General features: G+C 46.1%; 15 protein-coding genes and 1 pseudogene. 9 read left to right on the forward strand and 7 right to left on the reverse strand.

The genetic code is table 11. From position 1 onward, the window contains the following. Window positions 1–8: 8 nt before the first annotated feature. A pseudogene (locus tag KW842_RS25165) lies at window positions 9–185 on the forward strand (spermidine synthase); the annotation flags it as partial. Window positions 186–261: 76 nt separating this feature from the next. Next, window positions 262–2007: a recombinase family protein gene (locus KW842_RS25170; RefSeq protein WP_218306866.1), complete on the forward strand. Its 1746-nt coding sequence runs from the start codon at window positions 262–264 to the stop codon at window positions 2005–2007. A 7-nt stretch (window positions 2008–2014) separates the two neighbouring features. On the opposite strand, the gene KW842_RS25175 is transcribed toward KW842_RS25170, so the two are convergent. Further along, a complete protein-coding gene (locus KW842_RS25175) occupies window positions 2015–2800 on the reverse strand; it encodes a spermidine synthase (protein WP_218306867.1) in 786 nt (261 codons plus the stop codon). Between the two features lie 134 nt (window positions 2801–2934). Then, window positions 2935–3327 (reverse strand): helix-turn-helix transcriptional regulator, encoded by a 393-nt coding sequence (locus KW842_RS25180; RefSeq protein WP_218306868.1) that lies wholly within the window; start codon window positions 3325–3327, stop codon window positions 2935–2937. 132 nt (window positions 3328–3459) lie between these two features. On the opposite strand from KW842_RS25180, the gene KW842_RS25185 reads away from it, so the two are divergent. Together KW842_RS25185 and KW842_RS25190 are read left to right on the forward strand one after the other, a co-directional pair. Further along, on the forward strand, window positions 3460–4866 hold the full coding sequence (locus KW842_RS25185; protein ID WP_218306869.1) for a VCBS repeat-containing protein: 1407 nt from the start codon (window positions 3460–3462) through the stop codon (window positions 4864–4866). Window positions 4867–4952: 86 nt separating this feature from the next. Then, a complete protein-coding gene (locus KW842_RS25190; RefSeq protein WP_229223896.1) occupies window positions 4953–6095 on the forward strand; it encodes a lysozyme inhibitor LprI family protein in 1143 nt (380 codons plus the stop codon). A 509-nt stretch (window positions 6096–6604) separates the two neighbouring features. Here KW842_RS25190 and KW842_RS25195 read toward each other — a convergent pair. Further along, window positions 6605–7471, reverse strand: a complete 867-nt coding sequence (locus KW842_RS25195; RefSeq protein WP_218306871.1) for a DnaB-like helicase C-terminal domain-containing protein — start codon at window positions 7469–7471, stop codon at window positions 6605–6607. Between the two features lie 334 nt (window positions 7472–7805). Here KW842_RS25195 and KW842_RS25200 point away from each other — a divergent pair, with 334 nt between their 5' ends. The 5 genes from KW842_RS25200 (at window position 7806) to KW842_RS25220 (ending at window position 13203) form a co-directional block, all read left to right on the forward strand. Continuing rightward, window positions 7806–8633, forward strand: a complete 828-nt coding sequence (locus KW842_RS25200; protein ID WP_218306872.1) for a hypothetical protein — start codon at window positions 7806–7808, stop codon at window positions 8631–8633. Between the two features lie 157 nt (window positions 8634–8790). Further along, window positions 8791–9369 carry an H-NS histone family protein gene (locus tag KW842_RS25205; protein ID WP_229223897.1) on the forward strand — a complete coding sequence of 193 codons (579 nt, stop codon included), beginning with the start codon at window positions 8791–8793 and terminating at the stop codon, window positions 9367–9369. A gap of 117 nt (window positions 9370–9486) precedes the next feature. Then, window positions 9487–9936 (forward strand): hypothetical protein, encoded by a 450-nt coding sequence (locus KW842_RS25210; protein ID WP_218306873.1) that lies wholly within the window; start codon window positions 9487–9489, stop codon window positions 9934–9936. 61 nt (window positions 9937–9997) lie between these two features. Continuing rightward, window positions 9998–10948 carry a hypothetical protein gene (locus tag KW842_RS25215; protein WP_218306874.1) on the forward strand — a complete coding sequence of 317 codons (951 nt, stop codon included), beginning with the start codon at window positions 9998–10000 and terminating at the stop codon, window positions 10946–10948. Continuing rightward, window positions 10945–13203, forward strand: coding sequence for a plasmid replication protein, CyRepA1 family (locus KW842_RS25220; RefSeq protein ID WP_218306875.1), 2259 nt, complete (start codon window positions 10945–10947; stop codon window positions 13201–13203). Before KW842_RS25215 ends, KW842_RS25220 begins: the two co-directional genes overlap by 4 nt. Window positions 13204–14000: 797 nt before the next feature. Here KW842_RS25220 and KW842_RS25225 read toward each other — a convergent pair. The 4 genes from KW842_RS25225 to KW842_RS25240 all read right to left on the reverse strand — a co-directional run bounded on the left by KW842_RS25225 (window position 14001) and on the right by KW842_RS25240 (window position 18355). Beyond that, on the reverse strand, window positions 14001–14291 hold the full coding sequence (locus KW842_RS25225) for an H-NS histone family protein (RefSeq protein ID WP_218306876.1): 291 nt from the start codon (window positions 14289–14291) through the stop codon (window positions 14001–14003). 127 nt (window positions 14292–14418) lie between these two features. Then, window positions 14419–16164: an AIPR family protein gene (locus KW842_RS25230; protein ID WP_218306877.1), complete on the reverse strand. Its 1746-nt coding sequence runs from the start codon at window positions 16162–16164 to the stop codon at window positions 14419–14421. Window positions 16165–16278: 114 nt separating this feature from the next. Then, window positions 16279–17085 carry a hypothetical protein gene (locus KW842_RS25235; RefSeq protein WP_218306878.1) on the reverse strand — a complete coding sequence of 269 codons (807 nt, stop codon included), beginning with the start codon at window positions 17083–17085 and terminating at the stop codon, window positions 16279–16281. A 52-nt stretch (window positions 17086–17137) separates the two neighbouring features. After that, on the reverse strand, window positions 17138–18355 hold the full coding sequence (locus tag KW842_RS25240) for a phospholipase D family protein (RefSeq protein ID WP_218306879.1): 1218 nt from the start codon (window positions 18353–18355) through the stop codon (window positions 17138–17140). Window positions 18356–18388: the final 33 nt, after the last annotated feature.

Raw genomic sequence — 18388 nt, forward strand, 5'->3', positions numbered from 1 at the left:
CTAGCGGGATGTACACCATCCAGCCCCCTACCGCCCGTTTCGACCAGCCCGGCCACCCGCCGGCCACCATCACTGAAATGCTGGGCGTGCGTAGTCTGCATCTCGGCACCTCATGGGTGCAGGGTGCGATGCGCATTTCCAAGCCAGACAATATCGAACTGGAATACGTGCAGATGATGATGATTCTTTGACCTATTTGACACACCTACATGCTACTCGGATGGATATAATCTGTACCCTCCGTCACCACCCTTGTAGCTCATGCCAGTAGCATACTCATACGTCCGGTTTTCCTCCCTAGAGCAGCAGAAAGGTGACTCACTTCGCCGCCAGATGACGGCCTCCGCGCAGTATGCAGCACAGCACGGCCTTGTCCTTGACGACTCACTCCATGTCCACGACCTCGGCGTCTCCGCCTTCCACGGCTCCAACTATGAGCATGGCGCGTTAGGCCAATTCATCGCCGCAATCGACAGCGGTAAAATCTCTCCAGATTCATACCTACTGGTGGAGTCGCTTGATCGTTTATCTCGCTTGCCGGTAACTGAAGCACTTGCCATTTTCCAGCAGATCATCAACCGGGGCATCACCATTGTTACCCTGACCGACTCTGCGATTTACAGCAAAGAACGCTTGAAAAATGATTGGTTGCCGCTGTTGACCGCATTGGTCAGCATGTCACGCGCCCATGAAGAGTCAGCGATTAAATCCAAGCGTGTAAAGGCTGCATGGGATGCCAAGAAGGAGAGAGCCAAACAGCAAAAAGAAGTGCTGTCAAAGCGGTGCCCGTGGTGGCTCAAAGCTTCCGAAGATAGGACACACTACGAAATCATTGAAGAAAAGGCCGAGATCGTTCGGAAGATGTTCCAAATGTCTAAGAACGGCATGGGCGGCTGGAGCATCGTTCGTCATCTAAATGAGCAAGGTATCCCGACTATCCAACGTGCGAAGTATTGGTCGAGCAGTTCAGTAAATTTCACGCTGAAGAACATTGCCGCCATCGGTGTACTTCAACTTGATCAAGACCATAATGGTCAGACCACGACCAACACCTTTGTGGAGGACTATTATCCTCCAGTCATCGACAAATCGATTTTCTACGAAGTGCAAGCCCTTCGGAAAGAGCGTGACCGCGATACCGGATCAATTTCGGCAGGTCGAAAGGGACGCTACCTTAATATCTTTCAAGGCATAGTGAAGTGTGGTTACTGTGGGACCGGAATGCATGTCCGGAATCGATCCGCTACGCGCCCCGGAAACCTCTACTGCGGAAAGTCATTGGAAGGTGCTGGTTGCATCGGCACTTCGTACAATATCGGAGACTTGGAAACCGAGTTTATGCAGTTTACTCGCGAACTCGATACCCTCCGCATACTCGGAGATGAGACAGGCAAGAACGCGATCAATGCCAAACGAAGTGAACTGGCCGCTTGTGAAGGCAAGTTGGAAGATGCCGAGAAGCGGTTCAACAATTTGATGGTTGCAGTGGAGACTGGCGGTGATATCAAGATGTTGGTCATGCGGATACGCAGCCTTGAAGGCCAAATGAATGAGCTGAAGAAACAGCGCCTGGAACTCCAGAGTGAGCTTCAATCTTTGACGAACACTGCACAGGATGAACAGCATTCTTACGCGGCGTTAATCGAATTGATGGAGGAGCTTAAATCGATGGATGCCGAGCCGGAAGAACGAATGCAGTTCAGGATGCGTATGCAGTCTGAGATCCAGAAGGTTGTTCGTAAATTATTGCTATTTTCCGGCGGTCCTTGCAAGCCAGTTTTTCGAGAAGAGGTTGAGCGAGTCACCGCTGAATTGAGGGACGCCGGATATGAAGAAGATCGCATCAACGCTTATTTCGATACCCAGATCAAACCTGATAGGACGAAGCACTACTTCATAGCCTTCATGCGCAACGGTATTGTTCGAAGCGTGAAGGATGGCGAGGTCTTAGAAACCGATCAGAATCCCGACAGTGATCTTGATTCCGGGCGGTTGAAAGCGGCGTGATATCGAATTACTGCTGATCGAGCATCCAACCTTTTAAACCGTTGACCCAATTTTTGGCCGGTAGGTTTAAGGTCTTCTTTATGTGGGCGGCGCGTTCATAGAGCACGCTGAAATCCAACGACGGCGATTTCTTGAAAGCGACGACAACGATGTTGGCGTCGTGGACTTCCGGTAGCCACACAACGGCGTCAAACACCAACTCCATGGTTTGCAGGTTCTTGTCGTAGTTGGTGAAGTCGTCGCCAAAGACGTTAGCCGTCATTATTCCGTCGTCACTCAGGCAATCGAAGCAGCCTTGATAAAACTCTTGTGAGTCAAGGACTGGACCGCGCGCCTCTTGGTCATATAAGTCCACTTGCAGCACATCGACTGTGCCATGATTTGCTTTGTCGAGGACGAAATCGAGTGCGTTCATCTCCACCACATTGAGACGATCATCGTTTGGAGGCAGGCCGAATTGAGCCTCACACATGGCAATCACGTTGGGATTGAGTTCAATAGCAGTGATTCGGGCGTGAGGGACACGGCGATAGCAGAACTTGGTCAGCGCAGAACTGCCCAGACCCAATTGAACAATGTGACGAGGGCTTTCATCGAATAAAAGCCACATCATCATCATTTGAACATATTCAAGTTCGATGTTGTCAGGCTTGGAAAGCCTCATAGCCCCCTGCACCCACGAAGTGCCAAGGTGGAGGCTGCGCACTCCTTCAAATTCTGTGATGGTGGCTGGAGGATAACCCGGCTGTTCGAACCGGACGCTAGCGGCAGATAACTTTGAGGACTTAGACATATCCCGCTAGTTTAACAGCCTGAAGCCAAGAAAATCATATGCTCGCTTCCGGCTGAATTCTGGAGACTGTTGATCGATCAGAAAATTAAATCGAAGCGAATGAAAGAGCTGCGATCAAGGCTTTTTAAAATTGATTATGGCGCGTTCTGCAACTGATCAACCAACTCTTCAATGAGGTATCGCTGATGCGGCTGAAGCGCTTGGATTTTCGCCGCAAGCACCATGAGTTCCGGCGTTGGGTTGATCTCTTGACTGCCGGACTCTCCCACCATTTTCGACGCTGGCCCGTAGTGGAGCCAGTGCTCGTCCACGTTCAACCATTTCGCGATGGTCTTCAATTTGTCGTTCGTCGGAATAGCTCGCCCCGTAATCCATTTGTGAGCAGTCTGTGCCGTTATGGCTTCGCCGTTGTAGCGCAGATTGAATCGCAACGCGAGTTCAGTCGCACCGTTCACTGGATCGGAACTGCGGCGTAGAGCTAACTTCAACCGGCTGGAAAAGCCTGCTTTTTCTTCAATGGTAGGCATGCCACGAATTCTCCGCGACATCACCTCTATGCACGTCAACCACACGGGCTAATTTTATCGCAATTGGTTTAAAAATCTTCTCAATTAGGATAAAATTAACTTGCATTTTGGCAATTAACTCTAGGAGCATGAATGAGCATACGTACAGTCGCGGCCATTGCAGCCGCATCGATTACCTTAGTAGCATGCGGCGGTGGAGGTGGTGGCGGATCATCGTCCGCGCCGGTCACGCCGCCGACACCTGCAACGCCAGCACCAACCGTAACGATGACGGTTAGTCAGCCGAAGATAACACTTGGTACATCGGCCACGATCACATGGTCATCGACAAACGCCACTTCGTGCACGGCGTCGGATGGTTGGTCTGGCACTCAGGCGATTTCCGGCACATCGGCACAAACGCCGAATTCCTCTGGATCGTTGACCTACACATTGACCTGTACTGGTGCTGGCGGCAGCGCAAAACAATCAGTGGTGCTGATCGTTCCGATTCCGGTCTTGAAATCGTCGTATGAAAACAAAGTCACAGCAGGCCAGAAGCTTGGGCCACAATCGCTGCCAGCCGAAGTTCCATCTTCTAACTCGGTAGCCTTCGCTGACTTCTTCCAAGACGGCAGCTATTCGATGGTTACTCACACGCTGGAGTACATCGATGCCGGTTGGTCGAAGACTACATACGGCCACATCAAATTCTATAAACGTGATGCCGCTGGAACGTGGATCGATAACACTGCTGCACTGATCAAAGATAACGTGGGATGCCTTCATCCGCGTAAAGCAGTTGTGGCCGACTTCAATGGCGATGGCAAACCTGATGTGTTTTTTGCCTGCCACGGCTACGACAAAGACCCATGGCCAGGGGAACAGCCTCATGTTCTACTCAGCCAGCAAGACGGCACATACACGAACGTAACGCTGCCAGTAACTTGCTTCTGCCATTCCGCAAGTGCTGTTGATTTCAAGGGCACAGGTTACGCCGACATCGTTGTGACCAATAACTTGGCGCCGTCTGCGCCGTTCTTCTTCCGCAATAATAAAGGCAGCTTCACGGTCGATACCGCCAGCCTGCCTAATACGCTGACCAATAAAGCATTATTCTCCACCGAGTTCATCGATTTCAACAGCGATGGCAAATACGATCTGTGGATCGGTGGGAATGAGCCTGGATCAACTGACAGCGGCGATGCTGGAACGATGGCATCGCAGATCATTCTGAACGATGGCAGTGACGGCTTCCTGAAATCGAAGACCTACGATTTGCCGACCGTGCCTGATTACGGATTGCCACTCGATATCGTGTACCAAAGCGGCAAAGTGTATCTGCTTCGCACCAACATTGGCGGCGGTCCTGAGAACTACGGCAAATCGTTCTACACAACTGCGGCAATTCAATCCATCGATTTCACCACACTGAAATCGTCCGTGGTCTACGCCCATAGCGGTGCTTACGCCAACGGCATGCAGTGGGTGAATTGGCTGATCCCATACAACAGCGCAGTAGTGGCAATGGATAAGGCTTACACCATATCAGTCAACTAATCCGATAGCCCGGACAGCGGCAGCACGAAGATCGATTTACTTCGTGCTGGCGTTTCTGGTCTTCTGCAAGAAACATGGAAATCGAAATGAAAAAAATATTGATCTCTGCTGTGCTGACTATATCCTGTATGGGCGCACAAGCGGCCAGCTTCGATTGTGCCAAAGCATACACCCCTATCGAAAAAACCATCTGCGCTGATGGTCGGCTTTCCGAGCTTGATAGCCAACTGATGCAGGTCTATAAAAAATCATTGACCGAATCGGCAAGTGCAGATGCCATCAAGGCTGAACAACGACTATGGTTGAAGGAGGTTAGAAATTCATGTCAGGACGTGGCGTGTTTAAAATCGGCCTACTCGAATCGGATCTCTGCGTTGACTGCCTCGCCAGTTTCAAACGTAGTGGAATCCACCAAAGCTGTCACACCGGACAACCGACATCCCGAACAGCAGACCAGTCAAACCAATAACGTCGAGTCAATTGCGGCACCAACAGCAAAAGCCGATGCTGACGTTGTACAGCCTCAGTCCATATCCACCACCAAGCCGGTTGAAACGAAAGCAGAGACTGCTACAACACCGACAGAGGAAACTGAAGTCTCGCCGCCTAGCGCTGGTATTTCAGGTGTCTTCAATGCCATCTATTTCGTACTGACCGCGTTATTCATTGCCGGTCTCGTGAACCCCAAGTGGATTCTACGTTGGGACGCGAACCCAAGCCGAAAAAAACTGACCGGGTATTTCTTCGCACTGGTTCTGCCGGTTGGCTTACTTGGTGAATTCACTAAGAGCGAAGCAACAAGGAAGTATGAGGCCAAGGTGATTGCAGCGAAAGAAGCACAGAAGAAAGCAGAAGCAGAGGCCAAGCAGCGTGAACGTGATCGTGCCGTCGCAGCCAGTCATGCAAGCAGTAGTGAGTCGCGCCAAATGTCTCCGCAGCAGTTGAAAGATATGTGCAATAAAGGATCGATGTACGCATTGGCCTACATGAATTTAAAAACCTCTGGACAGCCTTTTGGAAGCCTTTTCGCAAATATGGATGAGGATTTGACAGCGTACCCTTCAAGCATGAGACCATCGATCCAGACCATTTGGAAAAAAATGTTCAAGATGGTTGATGCCGGTCGAGATCCGCGAATGCAAGGTGGCAGCGCACAGCAGACGGAAGTTGCGGTGGCATTTAGCGTTGGCTGCGTGCGTGCCTTGCAAGGTTCTGGATTGATTGACTGATTGCCTAAATAGACCTGACGAGGAGTACGCATAAGATGGCCTTCGTTCTAACCGGCGCTGTCATCGTTGAAGATCGCGGAAGCCTGATTAGCTATCGCAAGCGATGTGGGTCTTGCGGCTACATTGAAGGCGGTAGCACGACCAGCAGTGCGCCATTAGTCGGCGCAGTGTCGGTCGGCTCATTCACCTGTCAGAAGTGCCGATCCATCAACGAGCTGCGGATTCAAGGATGACCATGATTAGAAAAGCTGCGCTGTGCTTGCTGTTCGTGTCGTCATGCGCCGTCGCACAAGAGACCGCAGACCAATTGAAGTGGAAGCATGCATACGTCGATACTGGCAATCGATGTGACCCATCCTACTCCCTTTACCCAATCGAATTGAAATGCATCAAGGGTATCTTGTATCAGGTCCGGTACAAGATCACCTATCGCTTCCGAGGCACACTGAAGATAGCCTATCTCGACTATATTCCAGAGAAGGATGCGCCGTTAGATGCCAACGGGGATATTATTCCACGCGACCACTCGGTGAAGGCCTATCATTAGATCGGTCATCGGCCCAAGACGAAAACTCCGGTACGTATCGAACATCAATCGTACCGGTCTTTTCTGAATTCTTGGCGATAACTAGCTTGGCTTCACACGCGTCAGTAGCACTGCACTGAATATGAGGCACGATGATCACTGCGGCTCGTTTGGCAATCTCTGGTTCGGCTATGTCGTCAATGATCGCAGGACTTTCCCAATCGGTCGCCAACGTGCTGTTCATCGGCAGATTCCACAGTATGCGCCAGTCCTTGTTAGTGGTCTTCAATCGATCTAGCATTCGTTGCAAATGGACGCGGCGAGCAAGTACAGTCAGTGCGTCTTGTGACGCATCTTCGAGGACGCATGAATCGACCACGATAAGGGTGGGCTGATCTGAACTGGCCTCTGCAAAAAATTTATCTTCGACAGCGATATCGCCGCACTCATCAATATTGAGTAGGTCCATCGGTAGGTTCTGTAGCGCGACGAGGTGATCGTTCAGGAACGCCAGTTCATCTGACAAGATGGTCACGGTACGGGATGGCCCGATTGGAATTCCAGCGAGGCGGAACAGCATTCGGTCGCACGACTCCTTGAGCGAAGCATAGTCAGCGATCCAGATCACGCGACCGTTCGATTCAGCGAAGTGCTGGCCTAACGTGAGCATTAGATCGCTGACAGGTCGTTGCTCTCTTCCAGCGATGACGTATTCGTTATGTTGGCGCCATCCACGGACGTAAGAATTCAGGCGTGGGAATGGTGTCTTAGGTGGCAGTGCTTGGGCAACGGCTTCTTCAGCGATTTCTCTGATTGATCTTGGGTGTATTGGTAGTTCTGCATTCTTCATCGAATGTCTCCTTATAGTTTGTCTGGTTTATTTATTGGATCAAATTTCCCATGCCCTTGATGTTGATCTGTAGCCAGTGGAGATCGATAGGCAGCGGCATCCTGAACGCAGGATCGCCGCCTGTCGATCCCTGGCAGTGGCGTTTGAAGAAGCTACTGGCTGTAGTGGCTGGCGGCATCAGGAACGTTCTGCCCGAGGGAAGATCGATTTAGGCAAGAATCAGATTGGTCTAGACCAGATCACGATTGAATCGTGATCACTCGTATGGCAATCAGTTCCTTGCCATGTGAAAAACAATTCATGTACATTGCGCCCTCTAATTGGAGGGACTGCTTTGGCTGCAAATTTCGATCAAATTTTGTCAATGTTCAAAATCAATTACTTGCCCAACGAATCCGGAAAACCATCTTCGGAAAATTTCCGGATCGATGACGGCGCAAGCAGATGGTTGTGGTGGTGGTATCGCTACTTCATGGAAAACACCGACTACGAAGCCTACTGCGTCGCCCGTCGCGAAGATGATGAGACGATGACCCTAGAGCTGGAAAAGCGATTTCCTAAGATCGCTGAGCTATACGATGATTGGGGTGATATCCATCGCGGCAGGCCCATGCAACGGAACGAGAACCAGTGGAAGCAGTGGCTGTATGAACGACGCCACCTGTTCTTCATCGATGTGCCTGCTGTCCAGCCTTTGGCGCTCCCCGCAGTTGAGGTTACTGCCAACGCATTTGCATTACAGATCCCGACGTCACTGGCGAAGGAAGAAGTCGTTCAGCTTTTCACCAAGTTCATTGACGATCACTACGCCAGCATCCAGACGTCACCACTGCCGAAGTATCAGCTCTACGCGCCGGAAGGTCGCATAGATCAAACGACGTTTCAAGCTGTGAAGAAATCCTTCTATGTCCAAACAGTCTCTGAACACCATGAGCAGTACCCGACATCGAACGCCGGCACAGGGCTGGAAGTGATGGCGTTGGAGTTAAGCAAGGAGCTGGGGTTCAGTTGGGAGCTTGAACCGCATCAACAAGAAGCACTCGAAAACGGAACGTTGAGCATGCTTGACCTTGACTCGATCAAGCGACAGGTCGGCCGATACAAATCGAATTTTGCTGCCTATGTGACGAACACAATCGATGGAGTGTTCCCGAAAAAATAGAATCCTCATCGATCATGCCACCGGGACAAATCAATCAAGAAAATCAAAATTGGTTTGTTCCTTCTCGCGTAAATCCATTTTTGAAAGAATGTCGTTGTCGCCGCTGATTAATGCAAACCGAATCAGCGGTTGAACATTTTTTTAATTAAAAGGATTTATGATGCAAGACTACAAGCAAATCAATATCGAAATTTCTAACCGTGAAAAAGAAATCGAGCGCTTAAAAAGCGAATGCGAAAATCTGGCCGCTGAACGTAAAAAGATCTCTGATGCTGAACTGGCGGAGGCGGTAGAAAAAGTAAATTCCTTGGGCGGCTACGCTACCATGGAACCGCCTAAGTCAAAGGCTTCGCCGCGTTCTGCTAGCGTTGGCCCTAAAAAATATCGTAACCCTGACGACGGTAAAGAGTGGTCCGGTCAAGGTTACACGCCTGAATGGATTTTGAATGGTGATAAAGAGAAGTTTATCAATCCAGCTTGGACCGCCCACCAAGTAGCCAAAAAACAATCGAAAAAATCTGAAACTCAAAACCAGTCCCAGACCAAGGTAGCAAACAAACCTCTGGACATCCCGACCGCGGAAACCTCCGCTCAGCTTGTTGACCCCGACGAAGTCATGGCACAGGCGGGTCAACTGAATGCTGTTGCTGTGATCGAAAGCTCTGCCATGCAAAACGGCGGTGCTGACCATGCAAACGTAGCAACTGAAAACATCTCTGTTGTTTCCGCCAGCTAGCGCTTTATAACATCTTGGCGATGCATCAAAAAGTGCATCGCCCTCCTTTTCCACATTATTTAATTATACCGGCCATGCTGGTAGGAAAAATCGTATCTATTTTTTAGAAAGAAAAATATGAAAAATGAATTTGAAGTTGAGAAGCACAATATTAAGAACATTATTATCGATAAAAAATTAAAAGAATATGTTGAAAATAATACCAACAACATTGATGAGAAATTGATCGCTGAAATTTTAACTGTTTCTAGTATGTTAAAGCGCGACGGAAATATTGATGACGTCGAACGAATGATTAGTTGTTTTTCCGTATCAAAAAAATTACGAAATTTAAAGAAATTAAAAAACTTTCTAATGAAACTAGATTTTCACATCTATAGTACTTACACGATTAAGAAAGGTCTTTACGGGCTGAAATTTGGTTACTTATCAGACACCAATATTGAAACAATGGTTTCAACCATGAAAATCATCTATGACATCTGCGTTTATTTTAAATGCAAATTTGATGGATGGGGAACCACTGTTGAGAACGGAAATGCCAATTCGGATAGCATAGACCAATAAAAATTTATTAATAATTAAGCGAGATCTAGCCATGCTCGGCTAGATCTACTCGGAGTTATATATGGCTGAAATTTATATTATAGCAATCACTTTTTTTGATTACATGGCGGATAACTTTGCTGCTTCCACGCGTAAAACTTGGGGCGAAGTTGTTAGTCAATTTACTGTGCATTCCAGCGCCTTAAGCCATAAGACTCTTTTACCCTTGTTTTCCCCTTGGCGTTACAAGGAGGTATCAGATCCAACAGTTGATAATGGTCTGGACAAAGATGGTAATTCGTACAAAATCACCAGCGCTTATCATGTTCGTCGCGTGAGTACCAACCTCGTCGATTTGTACATGATCGTGCTGGACTACGACGGTAATCGTTCTCTGGAACAGATTCGCGAGCTGTTCAAGCCCTGGGAACATATCGTTTACACGACGCTGAATCATTTGGTAAATGGAAAAGTCCGTGCTCGCGTCGTCCTGCTGTTGGCAACGCCTATGCCTTTCGCGGTGTTCAACGAGTTGCAAACACAAATGCAGCAATGGGCCACAGATCTCGGAGCAGACTCATCAACGATGGATGTTAATCGCATTTTTATTTTGCCTGCGGTCCGTGATGAAGATCGTCATAACGCACAGAGCTGGCACAACGAAGGGAAACCTTTCGACTGGCATATTTTTGAGGCCATGCCTGTACCTCCAAAGCCGCAGAAATCGAATCCACTCAGTCCTACTAAGATGGGGCAGGGACAAATCAAGTTGCGTCCAGATGATGTGCTGAGTACCGCCAGTGGCCCGGTAATGGTGCGTGATATTAATCGCAAAATTTCTAATGTGCTTTGTCCATTCCACGGCGATGTAGTTCCCAAGGAGTTCGTCGCAGTAACCAAAGCCGGAACACCGTATTTGGTATGTAAAAAATGTGGAACGATTTACATGGAACGTGCGAAGAGTGACGGAATCATGGAGGGCATTGCAAAAATTGCAGAGCGCAAACGTCTTCGTGAAGGAATGAAACCATGAGGAAACGCCGCGAAAGGAAGATTTCTAAATTTAGCAACCGGGTACTGAACCAGCACGGATTCGATGTTGAAACGTTGGAAGTGCTTATGACTCATCGGAATTATCCGAAATTAAAGCGTCATGTCGATAAATTCATCACTGAATCTCGTCGTAACTTTAGTACTCGTAATTTAGCTTTCAGTGAAAAAGCTGTATCAAAGGGACGCTTTACTCTGCATAAGTTGAGTGGTCCCCGGTTGACAGTTGCACTGCGCGAAGGCAATGTTGATCTTGAAGATGAGAACTTAATTTATATTAAAGCACCAAAAGGAAATGGTAAGACGGAATTCTATAAGGAATTGGTTGCAAGCTTCCCCGAGTCGTTTTCTGTCGTCGGTTTAGTTCATCGTCGTTCATTAGCCCGCACTGTCTCATCTCGCGTAGATTTGCAGTGCTATTTAGATGAGGGAGATTTGTCTAATCGATTGGTTATCAGCGTGGATAGTCTTGTTCGGTTTGATATTGAAAATAACCAACCATATGACATTTTATTGATCGATGAATCTGAACAGGTGTTTCGTCATTTAATTGGCGAAACAACAGAGGCTCAGCGTGGAAAAATCTTTCGTACACTAATCTGGTTGGTGCGGAATGCAAAGAAAATTATCTGCGCTGATGCAGATATGACAAGTGATCTCACTTGTTACGTGATTGAAAAACTGCGCGGCAGTTTTCAACACGAATCAAATAATGTGACTGCTATTTTGAATCAATGGCCATCCATTCGTGAGATCGACATATATGAAAACAAGTATCATTTGATTTCAAACATGTTTGATGGCATCAATGCTGGCGAAAAAGCATATATCTCAGTTGCCACAAAAAAACTGGCAGAGGAAATTGCAAACGTTCTGAAAGAGTTGAAGGATAAAAATGGAAATGAAATTAAGTTCTTAACCTTGACCGGCGATACAAGTAAGGAGGACGAAGCAGAAAAATTCTTTTTGAACCCGAATGCTGAAGTGACAAAGTATGACGTATTGATTTCGACTTCAACTCTTAGCACCGGAGTTAGCATTGATGTAGAGTGGTTCGACGCCGTCTATGGAATTTTTGACAGCGGAATTTACACCTTCCAAGATTGTGACCAAGCAATAAGTCGTGTTCGGAAATGTGAAACTGTAAAGGTATGGGTACATCCAGGCCCCAAAGCAGTGCATGGAACAGAAGCAGATCTGCGCGCCGGCCCAGTAAAAAAGGAGATTCTCACGCGCAGCTACGCAATCCCTGACAAGGATGGCAAGTTGAGTGATGGTGATGAACTCTATATGGATGTGTCGGCCCGGATTCAATGGTGCGTAAGCAAATGGCGCTGCAAAATGGATAAGCAATTCATCAGCTTGAAAGAGGACGATGGTTGGCTGGTAAACTACGTCCATAAAGATTTATCTATAGTAGCTATTGGGCAGGAGCTTATGAAGTTTGCCCGTGACCCAGATGGCGAGAAATATTTTAAAAAGGTGTTGAACGCAAAAGATTTGTCGCCAGAGGAATTTGAAGATATCTGCTATGAAAAGAATTTGCGTGGAGAAAAATCTTATGCCAAAAGCAAATTCATCATTGCGAAGTTCTTTGAATTAAGATCACCATCTGAGCTTACATTAAATCAAATTAAATCTTACAAGCAAAAAAACATCATTGAAATTATTAAAAACTCTAAATTGCTGAAGGAGGACCGGGTATCGGCACTCAACAATGATCGTTGGGAGCGTGAAGATCCAAATAACGCAAGGCCCTTTACATCGTTCGGACATCGTACAGTGATGAGAGATTTCTTTAAGAATGTTCAGGAGGTCACATCAATAAACCATGCCGATGTCTTACGACGTGCGAGGGAACACGTCGAAAACGAAAAGCAATTTGCCTTATCGGTGAAATCGCTTGGCCCCAGCCAACTCCGTGAGGCACGGAAAGCTGCACGGAAAAAGAAGGCCGATTTACGCTGGGTAGTTAAACTGGAACAGATTGATGCGTTAGCCAAGTATGTAGAAGCCAATTTGGAAGACATCAATCTTTTCTTTGGCAGTAATTTTAAAAATCCGACAGCGGCAGAAACACGCACCAAAGTGTTCAATACGGTCATGGGACACCTTGGAGTAGAGCTTAAAAAGGATCGCCGCAAGGAAGGAGAGGAACAGCCTGTGTACTACATCGACTATGACCGCGTAGCTGATTTGGTGGCGACCAAAGATCTGACCCAGTTGATTGGCGCTTAGGTGGACCGGGCCTCGTGCTAAATTGCACAGCTTTTGAGTAGGAGTATTTTGTGCTTCTGAACTGCACTATACTGCTGAAGGAGAAAAGCTATGCAATTCTGCATGAGGCTTTTCCTATTTCTGGAGGCCAGCGCTTGCACCAGAAATAAATTCTTCAGGGAACATCGGTTGTCCCTTAACCCGATAATGTGGGAGAGGTCACATTGGAGAGATAGGCCATGGGGCCAAAGCAAAACTGCATAGATTTTTAGCGAGGGAGTAAAGTACTTCTGAAATCAATATTTACTGCAAAGGTATGTAATTTTGCACGAGAATTTTCCTGCCTTTTTTGTGTGGACCAGCAGCTAGACTGGAGATAAATTTATCAAGGGGCATAGCTTTCCTTCTAACCATGTGGCCTGAAAATTCACCGGACTCTAGAAAATCCCTGTTCTGAGAAGTGAGCCATATGCCTCAACCAAAACTGCATAGCTTTTTAGTGATGGAGTGCAGTAGCTCTGAAGTAAATATTACGGCAAAGGTATGCAATTTGGCATGACGTTACCAGAGGACGCTGGCGCATGCCTTGGGACTGCGGCACATGAACCATCAGGCATCGTGTTTTAAATGCTCCTGCGGCGTCTGGTGAGGTCTAAATGCACAGTGGTGTTGCCAAGAATGGCACTGCCGGTCATGTCTACGACAGGTTTTCTTCATTCACGCACGGCCTCAGCCGAAACATGAATGTTTGGTATCTCGCTGTACAAAGTTAGAGATCAGGTGTCACTAGGACACCTGATCGAATCGCGCCAGCGGTTTTAGCGCACCAGGTATTGGTTCTTGTCCTTACCTTCAAGCCACTTTGGCGCACGACCTCGACCAGTCCAGGTGTCACCAGTCGTTTCGTCTTTATATTTAATTTCCACCGGCTTGCGTGGAGTCTTTGGGCCAGCCTTTGGGCTACTGCTGATGTCGGCAAGCGTCAGGCCGTAATCGTCCATGATGACGCGAATTTGCGCTTTGGCTGATGCAATTTCGGTACGACGTGCCTCTTCTGCCTTGGCTTGCAGTTCGGCAATTTGTTTCTGGTAGTCTCGGTAATTAGACATGAACTAACCTCAAGTGGGTAAATTTCCGGATTATACATACAGTTATTCTCAACTGGAATAGCATTAGGAAATTATCTAAAATTTTTACATATTTCAAATGTATTAAAATTAAAAAAATATATGGAAATCAATTCCATTTAAAGGATTTTATGTCATCATCGACCGTGCTACCTTTATAGTAACCATCGAAATTGAAAGTTTCATCGCTTTTATATTTTACATTATTTTCTTTTGATTCTACTGATTTCTCAAAGTTCTTCCATTTCTCAACAACGCTTATGGCTAGTTTTTTAGCATTCTCTTTTATTTGAGCCGATTCATCTTTTAAAATAGATATTTTAGAAATGGCAAATAACATAGCATATTTTCCGTATCGGAAAGAGTGCGAAGGCAAGCTTGATTTTTCAATTACATCCTCACTATCTAAAGCAAGCATCGCAAAATATGCAAGTGATACGTTGATGTTGTCAATGTTATCCAGAAGCGCATCGAAACCTTCCTCATCAAAAATGCGGTCCTGGGAAGATCTGGCGCGCGCAGGAGAACCGGTATACGCTGTCAACGCCCTAGCCATTGATACGCGATCTACGATATCTGATTTTGACAGAATTTTCTCGTCTATTCCATATTTGAACTCGCCACGCTTTCTTTCGAGAAAAAGCCCATGCTCCTCATAGAAATATTTCTGAAGCTTAATGAGACGGGGATCATTTGAACGCCTATCCGCCTCAACTATTTTAGACTGCTTATTAGTTGCATCGGAAATTGTTTCAATAAATGCGGCTAGCTCCTCCTCTGACTTGTCAGAGGGGCGTTCAATGATTTTGAGAAGCACCTCTTTACCTTCGAATGCAGCAATTCCAACCTCAGAGTCTTCTATCATCATAGCAAGTGTGGTGGCAGTCTGACCTCCATTGAGTATTTGAGGGTCTTTAACTATCAGCTGCCCTTCTCCGGTAACACCTGTTCGATCAGTAACCGAAGAGTACTGTACCAATAGAGTAATCCCGTTATTTCGAAGTGAAAATTCATTCTTGGTAGTGTTTTTTATCGTATCCTTAATGCTTTTATTAACGTCATTTCCAGAAAGTGATAAGTAGTTTCTGGGATTGTAACGCAATAGCGCATTTCGGTATTTTGCCATGCATCTTGCAATTTCTATGGTAGGTACATACAACATCCTAACGTTGCAAATTCCCAGGCTTGTTTCGACGTCCTGATTAAGTTGTGGTTGCTGCTTCTTGCCGAGATTTATTTTTATTGTAATCTCGTTTGGCGCAAAACTGGTGCCTGTAGTTAATGGGAAGACGAGTTCCGAATAAGTTCTAGGAAAGTCAAAAACCTCGTATTCCATATTGTCGAGAAGGCGCCGCATTTGCTCATCATTCACGCCTTTCAAGTTGGCAAGGATTACTACCTGCCACGTATATGTCGCAATATCTCTAATGTCAGCAATTTTTTTTTGAAATTCAATGATTCGCGCAGAGAAGCTGACTCCATTGCTATCAGTTTTTTCTCCTTTTGAGACACGCCCAACTTCCATTTTGAGAAGCTCAGATACTTCAATGGACTTCCCCTCGAAATTTTTTTCTGTAGCCCTAAATTTGGACTGAATCAAAGTAACTTTCTTGCTATCAGAATCTATATGATATGCGTCAATCCCACCGTCTTGACTTCCGTCACATATATGGTCATGCCTCTTAGAAAAATCAATCAATCCAAATCTGACTTTTAAGAATAGATGTATAAATGCAATTGCGCGAGCCTGATTAATTTTTTCTAAATCATCTGCTTTTGGATAATAACTTTTGAAAGATTTAGGAGCCTCTGACCTCAATGCATCCAATGTTTTTATTAGCGTCTCGTAGCTCATTCTCAATTATCCTTTTTAAAAAATTATTCATATGTGGTCAATTTGACCAATACTCTAAAACCGTTTGACTAACGGTAGCAACTGTGCTCGAATACATTTTTATACAATGTGCAGTCAATCGCGTGCTGGATTGTTTTGCAAATAAGCTAGTATGCTTCTAGTGGCAGAGTACAACGTTGCAGGATGCCTTCCTAATATTGCACTAAGGGAATTGTATTTTGCTTCTATTTTCTTTACGGCTTTCTCAGGTGCTGATTTTGGTATTCCCTCTGACACCTCTAAGATAATTTTTTTTATTTCTTTATATTCAAGTGAGATTTCTTTAAAACTAGCACCTAAAAATTCAGCCCCATCGGTGCCATCTGAATAAAAAGTATTCAAAAAGTTTTTGAAAAAATTATCATGAATATTAAAAGATGCTACCAAATTGCAGATATTTTCCTCATTCGGCAAGTCAGAATTGTATCGAAAAGGATGAAAGAACAAGCCTAAAACAAAAGGTCTCCCATTTATTTTTGGCAGCCAATCTCTAGTTTCAAAATGTGTATCATATTTCCGTGCTTGGCTATAGAAATAGCCAACCCTATCAATAAGTTCTTTGGAATTATATTTTTCTAAATATTCTCGACTTTTTTTGATATTTTCCTGGTGAGCACGAGATTCGGCCTCGATATCTGAACACATTTTTGAGATTTGGATTAAGTCATCGTCAAATTTGTTTAATTCAATAATAAATATTGCATCTCTTATTTCTTGAATCTCTGCTTTGCTCTTTATAATTACTTTAATCTCATTATGATGTTTTGCCAATAAAGGCATGAAATCATCATTAAGCGATTGGTTACGTATGTAGCTAAGTAGATTTTTGGGAGTGCGGTGTGGTGTAGAGGTATCCTCTTCTTCATATCGATGTCTTCTCATAGCATTTCCTAACTTTGATAGTGATATAGGTTATTTTTTAAAAAATTTTTTATTAGCGTTCGTAACAGAAGGCGTCAATGCAAGCCATCCTTGAATCCCATATCCGCCCATCTAAATCACCATTAGGGCGAGAGGAATTCCACCAAGGGCTACATAGTAAAGGTCGAATGATACGAGACCAGTAGGATTCAAGGTTTATATGGCTCGTTTTGATCCCGATAGCTTCAGACAACTTGCTTTTGTTAGCACTATCCACGCAAACGAAATAGTCGGGGCGCTTCAATGCTAAGAGACGGCTAGCTGTAGCGACTCCTCCGCCACGCGCAGAATCATCGAACGCATTAATGAATTTAATTTTGAAAGCATCGAAGTCCTTTTCGTAGACAATACCTGCGCGCGGAATCATATCTAACGCAGCACTTAAGTCATCGGGACTCGACTTAACTAATCCTTTAAAAACGCCAGCTCCTACCATTGAGCCGAACCAAGCCCAATCGAGGTTGCCACTATCTGGCGGCTTAATTTCATTACGGGCATAAGTACCGGCGATGGCCTTACGCTGGCCTTCCGTCATATCGGCAAAATGAGATATCTGCGAAAACCAAACTCTAGCCTGATCCATGATGGCCACTCGACCTTCAATGTTATGAACGGGGTCCGCTTTGACGCGCTCGACAAACGCGGGCCATTCGTCGTCAAGCAGATTTTTGTAATCTGAGTTCGGAGATGGCAAATTGATCGGAAGGTCTTCCTCCAGATCTTTCCGCGCTGATCGTGTTGCATTGTGCTTTAACCGATACGCGCGCAAGAACCCATCGAGGATAGGCTTAGCTTCATTCCAAATCGACTCAATACTATTTCGAATATCAATGAAAAGCTGATCTGACGTCACGCCTTCAATGAACAGCGCTGCTTCATGGTTCACACTGAACGCGGCACGCGTAAAGTTGGGGCTACCAAGCACTAGCGAAAACTGGTTCCCAGTCTTGAACAGATAAATCTTCGGATGAAAAGTTCCCGCACTACTGTTTGGCACCACCCTAGCTCCTGGGACGCCTTGCAGTGCGTCGAGAAGGTCTGGGTCTGTTTGATGAAAGTGCGTGCCCACAGCGAAGCATTTGACCTTCGATTTATGCTTGAGCAGATGCTTTGCCAGCGAACCCATTGAGCCCCAGGCTACGGCCCAATACAGTTCTTCGTGCTTCGCGATTAGCTTCCGAACGGTTGCTTCGAGATCTATCCCTTGGAGAAATTGAGGCTGATTGGCCATGAGATCAACAGTTGGTTATGTAAACATAAGAAG

This window comes from Duganella sp. sic0402 (assembly GCF_019219065.1).
Classification (GTDB): domain Bacteria; phylum Pseudomonadota; class Gammaproteobacteria; order Burkholderiales; family Burkholderiaceae_D; genus Rugamonas.